The organism is Prevotella veroralis DSM 19559 = JCM 6290, from assembly GCF_000377625.1.
Taxonomy (GTDB): Bacteria; Bacteroidota; Bacteroidia; order Bacteroidales; family Bacteroidaceae; genus Prevotella; species Prevotella veroralis.
Map to the genome: position 1 here is coordinate 24,281 of NZ_KB898338.1, position 18,287 is coordinate 42,567.

Annotated in this window: 15 protein-coding genes and 3 pseudogenes; 10 read left to right on the plus strand and 8 right to left on the minus strand. The window is 44.3% G+C overall.

What is annotated here, in order from left to right:
* Positions 1-123: 123 nt before the first annotated feature.
* The 3 genes from D464_RS0110920 to D464_RS0110930 form a co-directional block, all read right to left on the minus strand.
* Entirely contained in the window at positions 124-606 is a 483-nt protein-coding gene (locus D464_RS0110920; RefSeq protein ID WP_024985953.1) for an HU family DNA-binding protein, read from the minus strand.
* Positions 607-1,119: 513 nt separating this feature from the next.
* Positions 1,120-1,605: a hypothetical protein gene (locus D464_RS0110925; RefSeq protein ID WP_018911408.1), complete on the minus strand. Its 486-nt coding sequence runs from the start codon at positions 1,603-1,605 to the stop codon at positions 1,120-1,122.
* Between the two features lie 24 nt (positions 1,606-1,629).
* The gene (locus tag D464_RS0110930; RefSeq protein ID WP_018911409.1) at positions 1,630-1,893 is read right to left on the minus strand and encodes a hypothetical protein; all 264 of its coding nucleotides are present in this window, start codon (positions 1,891-1,893) and stop codon (positions 1,630-1,632) included.
* 130 nt (positions 1,894-2,023) lie between these two features.
* Between D464_RS0110930 and D464_RS0110935 the strand changes: the two are divergent.
* The 5 genes and pseudogenes from D464_RS0110935 to D464_RS0110955 all read left to right on the plus strand — a co-directional run.
* Positions 2,024-3,328: pseudogene (locus D464_RS0110935) on the plus strand (helicase); the annotation flags it as partial.
* 264 nt (positions 3,329-3,592) lie between these two features.
* A pseudogene (locus D464_RS12715) lies at positions 3,593-4,120 on the plus strand (Arm DNA-binding domain-containing protein); the annotation flags it as partial.
* Positions 4,121-4,364: 244 nt separating this feature from the next.
* Positions 4,365-5,594, plus strand: a complete 1,230-nt coding sequence (locus tag D464_RS0110945) for a site-specific integrase (protein ID WP_018911412.1) — start codon at positions 4,365-4,367, stop codon at positions 5,592-5,594.
* A 12-nt stretch (positions 5,595-5,606) separates the two neighbouring features.
* Entirely contained in the window at positions 5,607-6,902 is a 1,296-nt protein-coding gene (locus D464_RS0110950; RefSeq protein ID WP_018911413.1) for a site-specific integrase, read from the plus strand.
* A complete protein-coding gene (locus D464_RS0110955) occupies positions 6,899-7,315 on the plus strand; it encodes a hypothetical protein (RefSeq protein WP_018911414.1) in 417 nt (138 codons plus the stop codon). The genes D464_RS0110950 and D464_RS0110955 overlap by 4 nt, the downstream gene beginning before the upstream one ends.
* A gap of 174 nt (positions 7,316-7,489) precedes the next feature.
* Here D464_RS0110955 and D464_RS14000 read toward each other — a convergent pair.
* The 5 genes and pseudogenes from D464_RS14000 to D464_RS0110980 form a co-directional block, all read right to left on the minus strand.
* Positions 7,490-7,854: pseudogene (locus D464_RS14000) on the minus strand (HlyD family secretion protein); the annotation flags it as partial.
* A gap of 51 nt (positions 7,855-7,905) precedes the next feature.
* Positions 7,906-10,215, minus strand: a complete 2,310-nt coding sequence (locus D464_RS0110965) for an outer membrane beta-barrel family protein (RefSeq protein ID WP_409371862.1) — start codon at positions 10,213-10,215, stop codon at positions 7,906-7,908.
* A gap of 212 nt (positions 10,216-10,427) precedes the next feature.
* On the minus strand, positions 10,428-12,098 hold the full coding sequence (locus D464_RS0110970) for a helix-turn-helix transcriptional regulator (protein ID WP_018911416.1): 1,671 nt from the start codon (positions 12,096-12,098) through the stop codon (positions 10,428-10,430).
* A 224-nt stretch (positions 12,099-12,322) separates the two neighbouring features.
* The gene (locus D464_RS0110975) at positions 12,323-12,613 is read right to left on the minus strand and encodes a helix-turn-helix domain-containing protein (RefSeq protein ID WP_018911417.1); all 291 of its coding nucleotides are present in this window, start codon (positions 12,611-12,613) and stop codon (positions 12,323-12,325) included.
* A gap of 4 nt (positions 12,614-12,617) precedes the next feature.
* A complete protein-coding gene (locus D464_RS0110980) occupies positions 12,618-12,917 on the minus strand; it encodes a helix-turn-helix domain-containing protein (RefSeq protein WP_018911418.1) in 300 nt (99 codons plus the stop codon).
* Between the two features lie 479 nt (positions 12,918-13,396).
* On the opposite strand from D464_RS0110980, the gene D464_RS0110990 reads away from it, so the two are divergent.
* From D464_RS0110990 to D464_RS0111010, 5 genes are all read left to right on the plus strand, one after another.
* The gene (locus D464_RS0110990) at positions 13,397-14,761 is read left to right on the plus strand and encodes a virulence-associated E family protein (protein WP_024985955.1); all 1,365 of its coding nucleotides are present in this window, start codon (positions 13,397-13,399) and stop codon (positions 14,759-14,761) included.
* 180 nt (positions 14,762-14,941) lie between these two features.
* Positions 14,942-15,922, plus strand: a complete 981-nt coding sequence (locus D464_RS0110995; RefSeq protein ID WP_018911420.1) for a toprim domain-containing protein — start codon at positions 14,942-14,944, stop codon at positions 15,920-15,922.
* Between the two features lie 4 nt (positions 15,923-15,926).
* Positions 15,927-16,361, plus strand: a complete 435-nt coding sequence (locus D464_RS0111000) for a DUF3408 domain-containing protein (protein WP_018911421.1) — start codon at positions 15,927-15,929, stop codon at positions 16,359-16,361.
* A 362-nt stretch (positions 16,362-16,723) separates the two neighbouring features.
* Positions 16,724-17,155, plus strand: coding sequence for a plasmid mobilization protein (locus D464_RS0111005; protein ID WP_018911422.1), 432 nt, complete (start codon positions 16,724-16,726; stop codon positions 17,153-17,155).
* The gene (locus D464_RS0111010; RefSeq protein WP_024985956.1) at positions 17,139-18,200 is read left to right on the plus strand and encodes a relaxase/mobilization nuclease domain-containing protein; all 1,062 of its coding nucleotides are present in this window, start codon (positions 17,139-17,141) and stop codon (positions 18,198-18,200) included. Before D464_RS0111005 ends, D464_RS0111010 begins: the two co-directional genes overlap by 17 nt.
* The last annotated feature ends 87 nt before the right edge of the window (positions 18,201-18,287 follow it).

Consider the following 18,287-nt stretch of genomic DNA (forward strand, 5'->3'; position numbering starts at 1 on the left):
GCATGGATGCACACATTCGAAGTTAAAAAGAAAAAGGCTGCTCCAGCAATCAACTTTGCCCGAGCAGCCAATTCTTTTACTCACAAGGTTTGTGATTCTTTCACAATAACCGTTAGGCGCACTTTACGGTTCTGGAGAAGGTCCTGGTACAGGCTCAGGTCCCGGTTTCTTTTTCCCGCCGCCATTCTCTTCTTTCTTCTTAGTCTCCTTTTTCGTCACCTGCTCATAGGCAACATCGGTCAGCGTGAAATACTTGCTTGATGCCACCAGTCGCACCACAGGCTTTTCGATATGCACCTGCGCACGGAAAGGCGTACCCACTTCAACGGCTTTACTCTTGAACGATGGCTTCAGCGTGCCGAGGTCACCAAAGTCCACGATGTCGCCATTAGCCACAATGTCGCGAGCCGTTTCAGTAGCAAGATTAAGAACTGCCGCTACTTCCTGTGGATTGAAAGTAGTAGACTTAGCCACCCGTTCGCAGAAGTTGCGGAAATCCACACGGTGTCGTCCCGTAGGTTGGGCAATCTGTACGGTTTTCTCACCCGCCTTGCCCACATTGAGCTTGCGCTCAGTCAGAATAAATTGTAAAGGCTTGTTTGCCATAGTATATACAAAGTTGGTCTGCTTTGTTAGCCTTGTGTGAGTCGAGACCATAAGCCCCACAAAGGTGGCTGTCATGGGCAACCAACAGCAAAGATAGTAATAAAATTTTATCAAACCAAGAACTAATAGAAAAAAGCTCCTAAGCTTTTTAGAAAAAGGTTAGGAGCTTTTTGAAGAAAGCTTAAGAGCTTTTTGCCGAAAGCTTAGGAGCTTTTTGAATATTACTTAGGAGCTTCCTGAAACACGCCTAATAGCTTCCTTCAAATTGATTGCAAATAATTTCTTCTTGAATTAACAATTTACACCTCTATTCGCTTGATATTTCAATAAAAAAACTTAAATTTGCATCATGTTTCTTTCCCATATATAGTTGTGGTTTGTGGTGAACCGTGAGGCGTATGGCGAAAACCAAGCCGTCGGGCGGGGGCTCGGGGGGGGCGGAAATAACGAGCATCCGTAAAAAGTAACAATCCCTCTCTTCCGTCTAAGCGGAGAGAGGGATTTTTTCGTAAATTAGTCTATGTTCCGTATCCAGCGTTTGGCATTTTCAAGTCCCCATTGAACATGCCATTTACGTCCATCAGTCTTGTCGATTAGAATGAATTGATAGATATTGCTTGTCGGGTACAACTCAAAACTGCCAGAACCATAACCTATTCCCAATGATAAATCTACATTGTTAATTACGACAGAGCCTTCTTTCTTCTCATCCAAAGACCATTGCACTTGCTGTATCTTTCCTGTTTTCGTGTCTAACTCCAAGAAGTTGTAAATGTTTTCTGTTTTATAGAGTTTGAATCTCCCTTTTAGGGAAGAATCTATTTCTATTTGCTCTAACAACATATTGTTTATGGTTAGCAACGTGTCAATCTTTGAAAGCAAAGCGGATATATTCTTGCCTTGCCTGTCTGATGTACTTTCTTGTTTTTTACCTACTGTCTGTGCCATTCCCGAAAAAGGAATTGGCAGAATAAGTAAAAAGAATAAAAACTTTTTCATAAGTTATTGACTATTTAAGTTATATTACAAATACCAGTTCTCTAAAATCTTCTTCATCAAAGTGTTTGCATACTCTTTCGCTTCTTTCAGTGGAATTTCCTTGCGCTCATCATATCCCCAGTCGTTTCCAAATTCCATATTCACGACAAACTCAGCTTCCTCTTTTTGGAAATTCTTAGCCCACTTATTGAACTCTGCAGAATCTTCTGCTTCAAATCCGTGAATGGAGTCGGTGATGTAATTTACCAGCCATTCTTGTAACTCTTTGTTGTTTTTAATGAAATCCATAGTTTCTTTATTTTAATATTTGCTATTTTCCTGTATGCACGACCATAAATATATGATTGCTTAGCAAAAGATACGGCAAAGGTAGGAAAAAACTTTGAGAAAAGAGTTTTTTCGGAGGTTATTAGTTCTTTATGTCGTACAGGGTGAGTTCCGCCGTTATGACGGTATCAATCTCTTAAAGCATGCCCTACACAATACCATTCCCGACATCAACAAGAGCAAGGAGATGACGGACAAGGTTACGGGAGAGACGAAAACTATCAAAGTAAGGGACGGACATGCTATCCAGATGGCAAATGCCAAGATTGAGGAAATCAGGCAGGGCTTTGTTGATTGGCTCGGACGTACACCTGACACGTTCAAGCAACAACTCTCTGACCGTTATAATCGTCTTTTCAACTGTTTTGTGCGACCCAACTTTGACGGCACGCACCAGACGTTTCCCGACCTTGACCTCAGACGATTGGGTATTGCAGACCTCTACAAGAGTCAGAAGGATGCCGTGTGGATGCTCAAAACCAACGGTGGCGGAATCTGCGACCACGAGGTGGGGGCAGGCAAGACGCTCATCATCTGTACGGCTGCCTATGAGATGAAGCGATTGGGACTGGCAAACAAGCCGATGATTATCGGACTAAAGGCAAACGTCTTCGATATTGCCGACACTTTTAGGAAAGCTTATCCTAATGCTAAGGTACTCTATCCAGGTAAGAACGATTTTAATAAGCAGAACCGCCTACGTATCTTCAACGACATCAAGAACAACGACTGGGACTGTATCATACTCACGCATGAACAGTTTGGCATGATACCGCAGGCTTTGGAGATACAAGAAGCGATTATGCAAAAGGAACTGGACTCCGTGGAAGAGAATCTCGAAGTGTTGCGAAAACAAGGAAGAGACATCTCACGTGGGATGCTCAAAGGTTTGGAGAAGCGCAAGCAGACATTGGAAGCCAAGTTGCAGAATATACAAGACAGCATATCCGAGCGCAAGGACGATGCCGTGGATTTCAAGATGATGGGTATTGACCACCTCTTTGTCGATGAGTCGCACCAGTTCAAGAACCTGATGTTCAACACCCGGCATGATCGCGTATCGGGCTTGGGCAACCCCGACGGCTCACAGCGAGCCTTAAATATGCTCTTTGCCATACGCACCATACAGGAGCGTTCCGGTAAGGACTTGGGAGCAACGTTTCTTTCGGGAACTACTATTTCCAATAGTCTGACAGAATTGTATTTGCTCTTCAAATACCTCCGTCCGCAGACTTTGGAGAAGCAGGGCATCAACAGCTTTGATGCATGGGCGGCGGTCTTTGCCAAAAAGTCGACCGACTACGAGTTCTCCATCACCAATGAGATTATCCAGAAGGAACGTTACCGTACCTTCATCAAGGTACCGGAGCTTGCCTCGTTCTATGCGGAAGTATAGGAGTTGGAAGCAAGAAAAGGAGAAGAATGCGTATCTGGTTGAAATAGAGGATATATTGCCTGCTTACTCATTGAGTTGCATCAAAGGAAATAGGCTAAGAAAGGAGTGAAAAAGCAAGAGTTCAGTTACCAAATCGTTCGAGAAACGATGAAAGGAAAAGAACAGCTAAAAGTGGTAACTAAAACGGTGTTTTCTCTTTCATTATCAATGTTTTGCATCACTCAAAGTTCCTCTAAGAAGTGTAATTTTGCAAGCAAAAAAACAATGGAAAAAGAAAAAATGAAGCTGCTTTTCTACCTCAAGAGAGGTACGCAGGACAAAAACGGAAAAAGTCCCGTTATGGGACGCATCAGTATCGGTCGCTCAATGGTTCAGTTCAGTTGCAAATGCGCCTGTACCCCAAAACTTTGGGATAGTCGTAAACAGCGACTTGTGGGAAAGAGTTCCGAAGCCGTATCAGTGAACAGGGAACTTGACCGACTGCAAGTAAGCATCCATCAAGTTTATGAATCGCTTTCGGGCAAGTTGAACAACACTGTTACGGCAGGGCAGGTAAGGGAACTTGTATTCGGGTTAAACAGCGAGTCGCAGGGACTGCTTCATCATACGGACGAGTATATCAACCGCTTCCGTGATCGGGTGGGTATAGACCGCAGTGAAAGAAGACTGAAATGTCTGCTGCTTTTCCGTAAGCATCTGGCAAAATTTCTCAGACATCACTACCATGTGGACGATATTCCCGTGCAACTAATCAAAGAAAATGAAGAAAGGCAGAAGTTATTGAAAACTAACTGATAATGAGGAGGAAACGGAATGGTTTGCGTAAAACTGCACTATTTCTAAAGGGCAATAATATGCAGATTTGAGCAGATGTTCAGTTACCAAAGCATTACCCGATTTGGGGATAGGTAACGATGGGGCAATGCTCGGTAACTAAATTATTTTCGCTCGTGTGGCTGTTGCTACGGTCAGCAGTTTTCTGCATAAGTGAGGAACGCTTTGAATTTGGTAATTTTGCCACAAAACATCAAAGCGTATGAAAACAGAGAAAATGAAAGTGTTGCTCTACCTTAAAAAGAGCGGTCTTGACAAGTCGGGGAAAGCTCCGATTATGGGACGTATTACCATTGGGCGTTCCATTGCCCAGTTTAGTTGTAAACTTTCCTGCAACCCCGACTTGTGGAATTCACGTGAAAGCAGGATGGACGGTAAGAGCCGTGAGGCGGTGGAAGTGAACAGCAGGTTGGAAAACCTGTTGCTGTCCGTTCAGTCTGCTTATCAGTCCCTGCTCTCCAAAGGTTGTCCGTTTGACGCGACCGATGTGAAGGAGCAGTTTCAGGGCAGCGTGCAGACACGGTGCATGCTCATCGAAAGGCTGGACATGCTCATCAAGGAAAAGGAAAACCATGTAGGTATAGACATCAAGGAAGGAGCCATACACGGCTACCACTCCACACGCATACATTTACAGAAGTTCATTCAACGGAAGTACAAGGTCTCGGACTTGGCATTCTCGCATCTTACAGAGGATTTTATCCATGAGTTCCAGCAGTATTTCTTAGGTAAGTGCGGTTTTCAGGAAAGCACGTTCTATAATGTAGCCACGCATTTGAAGACGGTATGCAGGTTGGCATACCGTGAGGGATTGGCAGACACGCTCCTTTTTGACAAGGCTAAAATATCAAAGGGCGATAAGAAACTGCCAAAGGCGTTGGACAGGGCGGCATTGGATAAGTTAAAAGCAATCCGCTTTGATGATATGGAGAGGGAAATGGAAACGGCAAGGGATATATTCCTCTTTGCCTGTTATACAGGTGCAGCATATTGCGACTTGATAGAACTGAACAAATCCCATCTTGTCCGTGATGATGAGGGAAGCCTGTGGTTGAGGTTCAACCGTCAGAAGACAGGTGTACTATGCCGTATTAAGCTGCTGCCTGAAGCTATAATGCTGATAGAGAGGTTTCACTGCGATGAAAGGGAAACACTGCTTCCCTACATCAAGTACAAAACCTATCAGACCTGCCTGAAAGCCCTGCGGCTTCGTGCAGGCATATCGTTTCCTTTTACCACGCATACTGCAAGGCACACCTTTGCAACGCTCATCACACTTGAACAGGGCGTGCCCATCGAGACGGTGAGCAGGATGCTTGGTCATTCCAATATAAGCATGACTGAACGCTACGCAAAAGTAACACCCCAGAAACTCTTTGAGGAGTTCGACCGTTTCCTTTCTTTCACCGAAGATTTACGTTTGACCATATAAAAGACAACCATTATGAGAAGTACATTCAAGATACTGTTCTATATCAACAGACAGAAGATAAAGGCAGACGGCAACACCGCCATTCTCTGCCGTATCACCATAGACGGAAAAAGCGCAGTCATTACCACGGGCGAAGAATGTAAGCCCTCTGAGTGGAACGCCAAGCAGGGCTTGACTACCGACAGAAAGACCAACCAAAGACTTCATGAGTTCAGGGAACTTGTGGAAAAGACCTATCGGGATATACTGACGAGGGACGGAGTGGTAAGCACTGAACTTGTCAAGAACCACCTGCAGGGAATTGCCATCCATCCGACAACGCTCCTTGCCATGAGCAGGGCGGAGCTGCAAGCGGTCAAGGAAAGCATTGGAAAGTCAAGGGCAGAGGGGACTTATCTGAACCTGTCCCATTCTGACAGAAATCTCCGTGAGTTTGTGGAAGATAAAGGATTGCAGGACATATCCATTTCCACCATTACGGAGGACTTATTTGAGGAATACCGTTTCTTTCTCAAAAAGCGTGGATTGAAAGGAACGACTATCAACAACTATCTCTGCTGGCTGAGCAGGCTGATGTTCCGTGCGGTCAGTAAGAGGATTATCCGCTACAATCCTTTTGAGCATGCCAAGTATGAGAAAGAAGAAAGGAAGATTCGTTTCCTGCAAAAGAGTGAAGTCGCTAAACTAGCGACAATGAAAATGAATGACAGGGAAGCAGAACTGGCAAGGCTCATGTTCGTCTTTTCCTGCTTTACGGGACTGGCAATTGCCGATATGGAACAACTGCAATATAAGCATATCCAGACGGCAGCGGACGGACAGAAGTATATCCGTAAGGAGCGTCAGAAAACAAAGGTGGAGTTCCTTGTGCCGCTGCACCCAATAGTGGAAGCCATCATTAACCGTTGTAGGAAAAAACAAGAGAATAATGAAGAATGGCAGACGGTGAAAGAAAAAGGTGAGGCCCTTATCTTTCCCCGTGAGTGCAGCCGAAGCGTGATAGATACCAAACTGAGCATTGTAGGCAAGGCTTGCGGCATTAAGGAACGGTTGTCGTTTCACATGGCTCGCCACACCTTCGGAACGATGAGCCTTAGTGCAGGAATACCTATCGAGAGCATAGCCAAGATGATGGGACACGCTTCTATATCAAGCACACAGATTTACGCGCAGGTGACGGACAAGAAAATTTCTGAAGATATGGACAGGCTCATTGCCAAGCAATCGGTAAAGGGAAAGGAAACTGCGGAGAGAGAGGCTTGTGAACTTTCGGATATGGCAATCTATAAAATAGAGGAAACGGCATGAATACGAGCTATAGACCCAAAACAATGACCGACACGTACAATCATCGCAGTATCTTTGATTGGGGCAGGAATATGCAGGTTGTCCGAAAAGGAACCGGAGACATAGCCATGACGGAGGGAGAACTTGTGAGGTTCTTCGGTGTGTCGTGGAGAAAACTCAATTATAGGCTTCAGACAATTATTAAATCTTCCGACCTGCATCCCAATGAAAGGGGTGCAGGTGAGGAGGAAGTCATTATCAACGGACAACGCAAAGGTTATACACCGCTCTATCCGCTTTCTGTCATCATCGCCCTGTCCTTTCTGTTGGACAGCACGGAAGCGCATTTATTCAGAAAGTGCATCAGTAGAAGATTGCAGACAGAGGCTGCCATTGTAACGCCAATCTTCCTGTTGGACAATACCAAGAACTGATGAATATATTTCCTTCTTCTTTCACTGATTATATCTTACTACATTACTACAATAGGAGTTAAAGCGGTGAAAGAGAAAGGATTAACGTGTAGTTGGGTGCTCAAAATAATTGTACTACGCAGTAACTACATTTGCCTTTCTTCTTTCACCGCTTTATTACGGTTAAAAAGGAAATTATATGCTGTTTGCTATTTGCCTGACTATTCTCTGAAGCACGCTTTCATTGCTTACAAGTATAGATGCCGTGCCCGTCATTCCGCTGATAATCTTATACGTGCAATCCGTTATCCTTACCTGTGCCGTGAACACGCTGCCTTCTGCCGTTTGTCGGGGTGTATGCGATGTGGCTGTTATCATACCATTGGCAGATCCGTATGTTTCTGTATCGTAGCCATCAAATTCGATGTTTACCGTCATTCCTTTTACTATCGTATTCACATATTTATAAGGAATGACTATTGTTCCTTGATGGGTATTTGTCATCAGCGTTTTTGCGATAATTGTTTTGGGGTATGGATAAAGTATGCACCTACTAGCAATTCCACACTCCATAGAATCATGTTGTTTATAATATGGAAAATGCCACATTGCTATAGTCGATTCTTAACGTCCTCCCCAGCACCTGTCCCCTTGTACTTACTGTGGGTAGCATTTATCTTATAGGTAACTGTAATAGAGAATTTACGAGTATCTAAGAATTTTCTCAATGACATTTCACGAATGTCGTTTTTAAGAGTCATAGTAGATTTTGCTGTATTGAGCAAATCTTCGCATTGCAATTTTATACTCCATTTATCATGTGCGAATGCTTTATACAAACCAAGGTCACACTGCCATGTGTTACCTATATACATGTTTTCCGCATTACCACTGGTACGCCATGAAAAGTCTGCATTCAGCCAAGCGTCGAAGGGAAGATTATAGGCATTGTTGAATCTGAGGATGCCCATAGGCTTATTCAACTTCAAATTCTCACCTCGGTACTTGATGGTGAGAAATTGCTGCCTGACGGCAACCATCAAGCTGGGATGGTATTTTCCAAAAGAAGGAGACACATTGATCATTCCAGAGAGTTCACTATATCCATTAACATTTTGCTTCTGTATCAAAGCAACTTCAGGGCTTTCACCATATTGGTTATATACGGACATCATATAATCCTTCACGTGTGTATAGTTTGCCATCAATGTAAGCCATTTATAGTTAGCCATTAATTCCACATAGTCACGAATAGAAGGACGCAAGTTCGGATTGCCTGACTGATAGGTGTATCTGTTGATATATTGGACATTGCTACTCAACTGACTGAAAGCTGGGCGAGTAATCTTGCGAGAATATGATAACCGTGTACGCGCGTGTCCAATGGGCATGGACAGCATGGCAGAAGGGAATAAATGATGATACTCTCTACTTTGCTCGTCCATCTTCACTCCATTCTCAAAATAGTTACTTACCACATACTCATAGCGTAATCCAGCAGAAACATTAATCTTGCCCAAAGTTTGTCGTATCTCCGCGAAGCCGGCGCCATTAGTTTCTTTGATTTTCGAGTGGAAATCATTGATATATTCTACTCCGCTCTCATATTCGTCCGTTCGATGAAGAAAACTCCACTCCGCTCCAAAAGCAAGCTGTCCTTTCCAAACAGGATAGGTAGCAACGGCTTTTGCTGCATACAACTTGTTATTAATGTCATTTTGAGTGGATATTGTGCGGTTTTCAAGCGAAGTTGCCTTTTCTGCTACATCCTGATGTGTATCTGCGTTATTCCAAAGAGCATCCATATTGAGGGCAATTCCCCATTTACCCATCTTCCCCGAATAATATCCAGATACTAAATGTCTTCTGTTATGAGATTTTTCCTCACTTTCGGTACTAAGCTCATTATTTAAAATTTTGTCGACTTCCAAAGCTGTAAAGGAATTATTCCTCGTCTTTGAAGGCAGATACGAAAAGTCGTAGAGAATACCAACAGAATGATTTTCGTTGAACACATAATTGAGACCTAATTTTCCAGTAAGCATGTTGGATTTTGCATAACGTTTTGCATCAGTCATTTGATATAACAAATTTGACGGGGCATAGGTATATTGCTGCGAGATATTTTGCTGACGGAACTTGTTACGGTCATACCCTACCATACCAAATATATCTAACCCATGAAGGCGATAGTTGAAGTTTAGCTCTTCTTTGCCATATAAATAATGTGTCAGTCCCATTTGGGTACGGCTATCCATACTGAAGCCTTCTCCAACAGGTTTAAGCGTTTTGATACGAATAACTGCATTTACCGAGGCATCGTATTCTGCACCAGGAGTGGTGACTACCTCTACATCCTTAATTTTATCAGAAGCTAATTGATCCAGCTCTGCTTGATTTCTCATCAGTCTTCCATTAATGTAAATGATTGGCGCTCCTTTTCCCAACACCTCTATCCCATCATTTGACTTAATCACACCAGGTGTTTTACCTAACACTTCCCTTGCACTGCCAGAATGGGCTAATGATGATCCTTGGACATGAGTAACTAAAGCGTCATTTTTGAGTTGAGTTATGGGACGGGAACTTTTCACTATCACTTCTCCAAGCATGGTCGTATCCTCAACCATGAGTATGGTACCGACATGACCATCAGTACATTTTTTATAGATGGTCTGATACCCTATTAATGAGACTTTAACGATAGCTTCTCTCTGCTCGGAGTTGATGACAAATTCTCCCTTGTCATTACTAACAGCACCTTGTATAAAAGAAGAGTCAGCGTGATTCAGAAGGCAAACATTTGCATAGGGTAAAGGTTCTCCATAAGCATCAATGGTTTTACCCTTGAAAGTTTGTGCATTTACTGAAATTGAAAGCAAACACGCAACTGCTATACATGCAGTTATTTTCTGTTTCATCTTTGGTTTCATCTTTTATCAACTATTTAAATTAAAACTCATGAGTAGGTCGTTCTACTCCTTATCAGCAGCACAAAGTTAGTCATAAGAGACATCTTATGACGACTTAACAGCTAATAAAAAAGTCTTAATAGAAGAAGCGTAACCATCAGATTGTCAATGGTTACGCTTCTAAAAAGTCTTAATCAGAACCTGCTGTCTCTTAATACGGGCTAAACAACATTGATGAATGCAATAATATCCTCCCCTTCCGGCACACCTATCTTCTTCCGAATAGAAGTTTTGCGGACATAAATAGTCGCGCTCGTCTGCTGGGTAACAACACTAATCTCCTTGGTCGAGAAGCCGGCGCAGAGCAGACAGCATATCTGTGTCTCCTTTTCCGTGAGCAGATTGCCATAGTGGTGCATTAGGCGAGTATAAAACAGATTATAGAGTCGGTCTATAACAGGATAAAGGTCTGGCCAGACCAACAGGTCGTGCGTAGGAATTTCACCACCACTGATGGCAGAAATACGTTTGAGCAAGGCTTGATTCTGCTGAGTTGGTGTACTGGCAACCAGGCGAATGATGCCCAGCTGCTGCAACAGTACCTTTCTAAATAACACCTCATCGTTCTCATCACCTCTTTCTGTTGATGGCAGTTGTTGCGCCTTGTCAAGCATATCAGTAAGGATGCCGATACGCTCCTCTGCCTCAGCTAGACGCTGGTACTTCCGTCGATAGAGCCAATAAGCAAGTCCTATACCACCCAATAAGACCAAGAATAGGAGAACAACACCCAAAAGCATCAAAAGTCTGGAGCGATGCAACTCGTAATTAGCAGCCTGCAAACGATTCCGTGCTTCCAAGCGGCGCAGAGAAAGATTCTCATTTTCTATCATAACTGTTGTTACAGAGTCGCAGTAATGTTGAAAAGCATGTGACGAAACAGGCTTCCCGCTTCCGAAATTCAGAATGTTACGCAGCTGCTCTATGCTTGCCTTATGGCTGAGGTTACCCTGTTTTGTCCATCTTATTCCACGATTATTCGTTTCAGCTCTGCCAAGGTATATCTGTGCTGAATCCAACTGGTGCAGATTTATATAATTGTTGGCAAGCGAAACATAGATGGCAGAAGAATCTGCGTACTTCGGAACAAACCTCTGACAATGGAACAAGTAACGATTAGACTGCACGTAATCGCCACGAGCAGCCAGCACATCAGCATAACTAAGGATACGCTCCGCAGCTTTTTCTTCTTCGCCACCTTCCATAGACAGACTGATGCTTTCCTTAAAACATGAGTCACTTGCCATGTCGCCAACATGAGACAGACTGATGGCAAGAGCGTAGAGTAACCGTCCTCGCATATTTCTATCTAGACTGTAATGCCCATTGAGCACCATTTGTGCTGTCTTGGCAGCTTTAGCATAATTGCCAGAGTGATTCAACAAAAGAACCTTCTGCTCTACCAACTGCGCCCATTTTCCAGCATTACTTTGCTCATGAGCAATCTTAATACCCTCCTCTAGCTCCTTCAATGCAGCCCTGTCTTGCCTTGTCCACTGCAGATAGGAGGCTTTTAGCAGATAACCGTCAAGTAACTTTGCCACATCCCCCTGCTGCCTATAATAACCCACGACATGAGATACTAGACTATCTTCAACCAACGAAATTCCCAACAGATAGTGCACCATAGCATGATTCCACGCATAATGCATTACACCGGCCTCACTCATCTGTCCTACATTCCCCATTTCATCCAACAATTTCAAAGCACTGTCCGGACGAGTTGTAAGCAGCGAGTCTGTAATTGCCAATGTTTTCTGCTCGTTGCGAACAGAACAGGAAAGTAGGAACAGCAGGCAGAAAAGATATAAGAATCGTATAATTATTTTCATATTAAGAAGTACTGCAAAGCTATTTAGCCACTATTAAACTCCCACAAAAGTACTTCTTTTGGAGAAGAAAACCAAATAATGAAGAAAATATTGCTGTGGCATGCCGTAAAGGATAGTTATATCAAACATTTATGTACCTATTTTATCCTGCATAACAGAGAAAAAAGTAAAGATATACAATCAATTGCATAAAGCTGTAATATCATAAAACCATTTATACTGTCCTATTTCCTGTAGTTTTCTTCCAGTAACTTTATCAAATCTGAAGCCTTATAGAGAATCTTCCCCGCAAACTGCGTGTAGGGGATAATCTTTCTGTCCCGATAGTACTGCAAGGTGCGAGGGCTGATATACAACCGCTCGCAAACTTCTTTGCCCGTAAGGTAATGTTCACCGCCAAACAGCGGTTTGTGTGTCTGTGCCACTTCCTTTATCCGCCTGTTCACCCCTTCAAGGGCCGAGAGCACAACCAGCATCTCGTCCGCCTCCATGTTCAAGTCCTTTGCTGATTCCATTGTCTTATTTGCTTTTAGGTTTATCCGTTTTTGATTTCTCTATTGTGGTTTGAAGTAATCCCTCCACATCCTCACGCTTGTAGTAGCACTTGTGCCCGATTTGGGAGAATGGCAACACACCTGTATCACGGTAATGTTGCAGGGTGCGCTTGCTGATGTTGAGCAACTTGCACACATCACCGTTATGCAGCCAATCCGTGTGTTTGCTCTTTTCTCCGAAAGCCTTGTGGCAAGTCTCTGCAAGAGCGAGAATCTCGTCTCTCAGTCTTGCCCAATTTGAGTCCGTAATGATAAAATATCCCATAGTTCTATTATTGTTTTGTTTATAAAATCCTTTTTGTCCTGCGCTTCATAGCATGTTTCTGCCTGCAAAAGTAGGTTGTGTTTTCCATACCTCAAAGCAACAGGGAACAGCAGGGAAATATCGGGAACTTGAAGGAAAAGGCAACGCATTCCATTGACTGACGTTTGCACCTTTTTGCCCTGTATTTTTCTTTCACCGTCATTTTAATGCAAAAAGAGGGCGGTGCATATCCTATTCAATCGGTGTTTGTTCAAGTGGCAGGTTACGGCACTTTCGATGTGGGCAAACGCTACCATATTTCTGTGCTGATTCTGTCGTTTATAATATCGGTGCAGAATACTGCAAGCGTGCGCAAGGGGCACACTTCTATCTTTGCCCACTCTTGTTGTTTTATCCCCCTGTTTTGGCTTAAATCAGTCTTTTCTCTCCCTGCCTCCATAAAAATCCGTGCGAACTTTATAGCGAATGAGTGCAACATTATGCAAGCACTCTCCGAATGCTTGGAACTTACCCATTCTCTTGATAACTTCGTTCTTGGAAACAAAACCAAGCATATAATGAAAACAAGAGCAGATAAAGGCAAATCGGAGGGCAGAAACGACACACCCCGAACAAGAAGGAGATTCTCCAAGAACTCGGAGATAGAGGCCTATCTCTCAACCCACTATGCCTTCAGATACAACACGGTATTGGGAAGAACCGAATACCGAAACAGGGTAAACAGTGATTTTACAAAAGTCGGTCGCTATGAAATTAACACGCTTCGCAGGGAGATAGACAATGACATCGGGATAATAACCTCGTCGGATAACCTATACTCTATCATCGAGAGCAGTTTTTCTCCACGTATCAATCCCATACAGGAGTATTTCAAGGCATTGCCATTGGTGGATATAGGCTGTGATGAAGGTAATAGTAATATCTCCTCTCTTTTACTGAAAGCCATTCCCGAACTGGCAAGTTGCGTTGTGGTGCGCAATCACAAAAAATGGCTACCATATCTCACAAAATGGCTCGTGGCAGTAGTTGCCAACGCAATGGACGATCGTGAGTGCCGTAACCATACCTGTCTCGTGCTGACAGGCGAGCAGGGCAAGTTCAAGACCACATTCTTGGATTTATTATGCCCTCCTACCCTGCACGGTTACAGCTATACGGGCAAGATATATCCGCAGGAGAAGGACACGCTTACCTATATCGGGCAGAACCTCATCGTGAACATCGACGACCAGCTCAAGGCTCTCAACAAACGTGACGAGAACGAACTGAAGAACCTTATCACCTGCCCGATGGTCAAGTACCGCATGCCCTACGACAAGTACGTCGAGGAACATCCCCACTTGGCAAGTTTCGTGGCATCGGTGAACGGCAACGACTTTCTTACAGACCCGACTGGAAGCAGACGGTTTCTGCCCTTTGAAGTTTTATCTATTGACATTGAGAGGGCAAAGGCTATTTCTATGGATAGTGTCTATACGGAAGCCAAAGCCCTGCTCAACGCTGGTTTCCGCTATTGGTTTGACGATGATGAGATAGCGGAACTATACAGGGAGAGCGAGGAGTTCCAAGTGCAGACCGCAGAAACGGAACTGCTGTTGCGCTGCTTCGAGAAGCCGACGGAGGATAATCCCCGCTGCTCCTATATGACCACTACGGAAATCCTTACCTATCTGGGTCTCTATACCCGGCATCCCCTGACTTCCAAACGTATGGGAGAAGCCCTTAAAAGGGCTGGCTTTAAGAAAGTGAGCAAGAGGCGTGACGGTGGCAGTCCCGTCTATGTGTACAAGGTAAGGAAGATACTGCCCTGTCCTTTGCTTGACAGTTGTAGTAGCCTGAAGTAGTAGGGTGTGTAGTATTGTCATGTACTACAATGTAGTGTTGATTATCAATAACTTACAACAAAATAGTATGTAGTAAGAAGAAAGATGAAAAAGTTTGGAGGGGGAAAACTTCGGAAACAGAAAAATAAAGCATAAATATTTAGTAAGACATTATAATTCAATCACTTAAATATTCAAGTAATGAAAGAAGAAGATTTATCAGCAATCAAGCGATACCCCATCGTGGAGTATCTTGAAAGGAAGGGCATCAGACCTGTGCGCAGAACTCCTTCCTATACTATGTACCGTTCACCGCTGAGGGAAGAAACGCATCCGAGCTTCAAGGTGGACACACAGAAGAACCTCTGGATAGACTATGCCGAGGGCAAGGGTGGAAGTATCATAGACCTATGTATGCGTTTGGAGGGCTGTACGCTGTCGGAAGCCATCCGCCACTTAGGGCAGAACGCTCCAGATAAAGGCACATATTGTTTTCGTAATAATTTCACGCAAAATAATTTTCAACCAACGATAGCTGCAAACAGGGCACGGAGACTGATAGAAATATCAGACACCCTGCTGCCATATTTGCAGGAGTACCTTAGGAAAGAACGGTGCATCGATTTGGAAAAGGCTGCGCCATTCCTCAAAAGTATCAACTATGAGGTAAGGGGACAACGCTACCAAGCCATCGGCTTCGCCAATCTGTCGGGAGGCTATGAACTTCGGGACAACCACTCTTTCAAGGGAACGATAGCCCCGAAAGACATTACTCCGATATTCACGGACAGAGCGGAGCCCGTATGTATCTTCGAAGGGTTTATGGACTTTCTTTCCTTCCTTTCAATGAAAGAAGAAATCATCAACCGCTGCCTTGTGATGAACTCCGTGAGCAACGTGGCGAGAACCGCCCACTACCTGAATGACCACAACCTAACGCATATCCGTGCCTTCCTTGACAATGACGATGCTGGGCGGAGAACCGTGCAAGAATTTGTAAGGGCTGGTTTCAAGGTGGAAGATATGTCCGTGTATTACAGAAACTTCAAGGACCTCAACGAGTTTCATGTCAGCCGTGTCCGTGAGCAGGAGCAGCAGAAAGTGCAGGAACGGACACGGGGGTCGGTTACAAAACAAAATCAAAACAGGAAATCAAAGCAAGTCAAACATAAAATGAGATAAGGATATGGAAAAGAAGACAAAGATAACAGACAAAGACTTTTTAAGGTATTTGGGCGTGGAAGATGAAGCAGAGGACGAATCTACTTCACAGGAAGCGACTGCGGTTCCTGAAACAGAAAGACCAACTAACAAGCAGAACACTGAGAATACCATGCACTCCGAACCAGCACGGAACACAGGGAATGCAACCGTTCAAAGGCGCGTCAGTGCCAAGATGAGAAGGGAAACGCTCGAAGCCTACAAACAAGCCTACCTTGTGCCAACCAAACTGAGCAACAGAAAGGCGGTCTATCTGAGCAGGGAGACACTGGAGCGTGCCGACTTCATCGTGCGCAGATTGGGCGACAGGGGCAGCAACCTGTCCAGCTTCGTGGAGAACATCGTACGCCTCCATTTGGAGGAATACGGTGAGGACATAGAGAAATGGAGAAGATTGTAAATCACAGGAAAAGGGTCGAGGGTTCTCCCGAAAAGGGACGACCTTTTCACTCAAAATCCTCAATCCTTTTTTAGAGAACATAGCAACAGATATTTGCCAAACATAATGAATGATGAGAACACCACGAACGCAGTCAGGCACGGAATGCACGGCATTCACTTTTCGGCTGCAAAACGCCTTGTGCGTAAACGTCCCATTAGCTGACATTGCAAGACGTCAGTTTGTACCCACAAACTGCTCCCAGCTCCCCTCGTCAGACTGTCGGGGAGATTAGACCGTAATCACTCCGTTCTCATCGGTCAAGGTTCAGGAATTAAGCAACAACAAATCATCTACAATGATTAACTTTCAAGGAAACCTATATGAACAGATACAAAGGAAAATCTGCCCGATGGCAGCAACAGGATAAGGAAGGGCAGCAGATGAACAAGACGGAGTTCATCAAGGTAAGATGCACCTTAGAGGAAAAGCAACGCATCAAGTCAAAGGCGGAAAGCACGGGACGGAAGTTCTCGGATTACTGCCGTGAGGCACTCCTTAACGGCGAGGTAACAGCTGTCCCCAAGATGACCGACAATGAGAGAGAAGCCATTGCCATACTCCAGCATACAGGAAGATTCTACGGGCAGGTTTCCAATCTCATCAAGGTCAAGAATGAAAGGTGGGTACATATCACAAAGAACCTTTCCCTATGTGCAAAGGAAGCATTTAAGCGATTTTACGACCCCTATTTTCATGTGGACGATGAGATATATAAAGTCTTAAATATGACAAGAGATGATAGGAAAATGTAAGGCGATAGCCCACGGAAGTACGGCTTTGGACTATATATTCAGGGAAGGCAAGCTCGGCAGTCGGCTTGCCTTCCACAACCTTTGTAGCAGGGAGCCAAGGGCAATCTATGAGGAAATGAAGGTGGTCAGCGACTATAACAGCCGTTGCAGGAACAAGTTCCTCCGCATTGAAATAGGCATCGCACCGCAGGACGAGAAGAATTTGCCTATTTCCGAATTGATGAGGATAACCCATCTGTTTGCCAAGCAAATGGGACTTGACAACCACCAATGGGTGGCAGTAACGCACAAGGACACCGACAACAGACATATTCACATCATCGCCAACCGTATCAGCCTATATGGAGAGGTCTATGACACCACCTTTGTGAGCAACAGGGCAGCGAGAGTGGCGGAGGAAATCAGCAGGGAGAAAGGCTTGACCATCGCAAAGGAGGTCAAGACAGACAGAAAACACCAAAAGGAAAAATCTAGCCCAACGAGAGAGCAAACAAAGAAAGAGGTGCGACAAATCTGTTATGCCCTGCTTGACAAGTACAAAGGTACAGGTATTATCGGGCATTCTATGTTCCTCTACGAGTTGAACAAGAAGGGCATTACCATAGAGCGCATGAAGAACAAGCAGGGCAAGGTCTATGGCTTGAAGTTCTCATACGCAGGACAATCATTCAAGGCATCCGAAATCGGTAGGGAGTTCGGCTACCGTTCCCTGCAGAAGAACTTTGAAGCAACCAACAAGGAAGAACCAAAGAAAACACACCAAACAATACAGGAGCCCACAGAAAAGAACCAGCAGCCTGATACAGGTTATCAACTTGTACCTCCAAGTCGTTCTACTATCTCACGAGACAATGACACTCCACAAGTGCAGAACCCCATTGGTGTAGTGGCAGACACCATTGTTAGCGCAGCCGATGAAATGATAGAGGGGGTGGGCGAATTGATTACACCAAGCGCACAAGGCAATGACTACGCCGAAGCTGCGTGGCAGCGTAAACTCAGAAACCAAGCCAACAGAAAGAAGAAAAGAGGACGAGGGTTATAGCCCTATTCCAACGACAAACAGCATTAGATAATGCAGAAACGTGAATATTTCATCGAAAACGCTTGTTATTCGGTAACAAAGTATTAT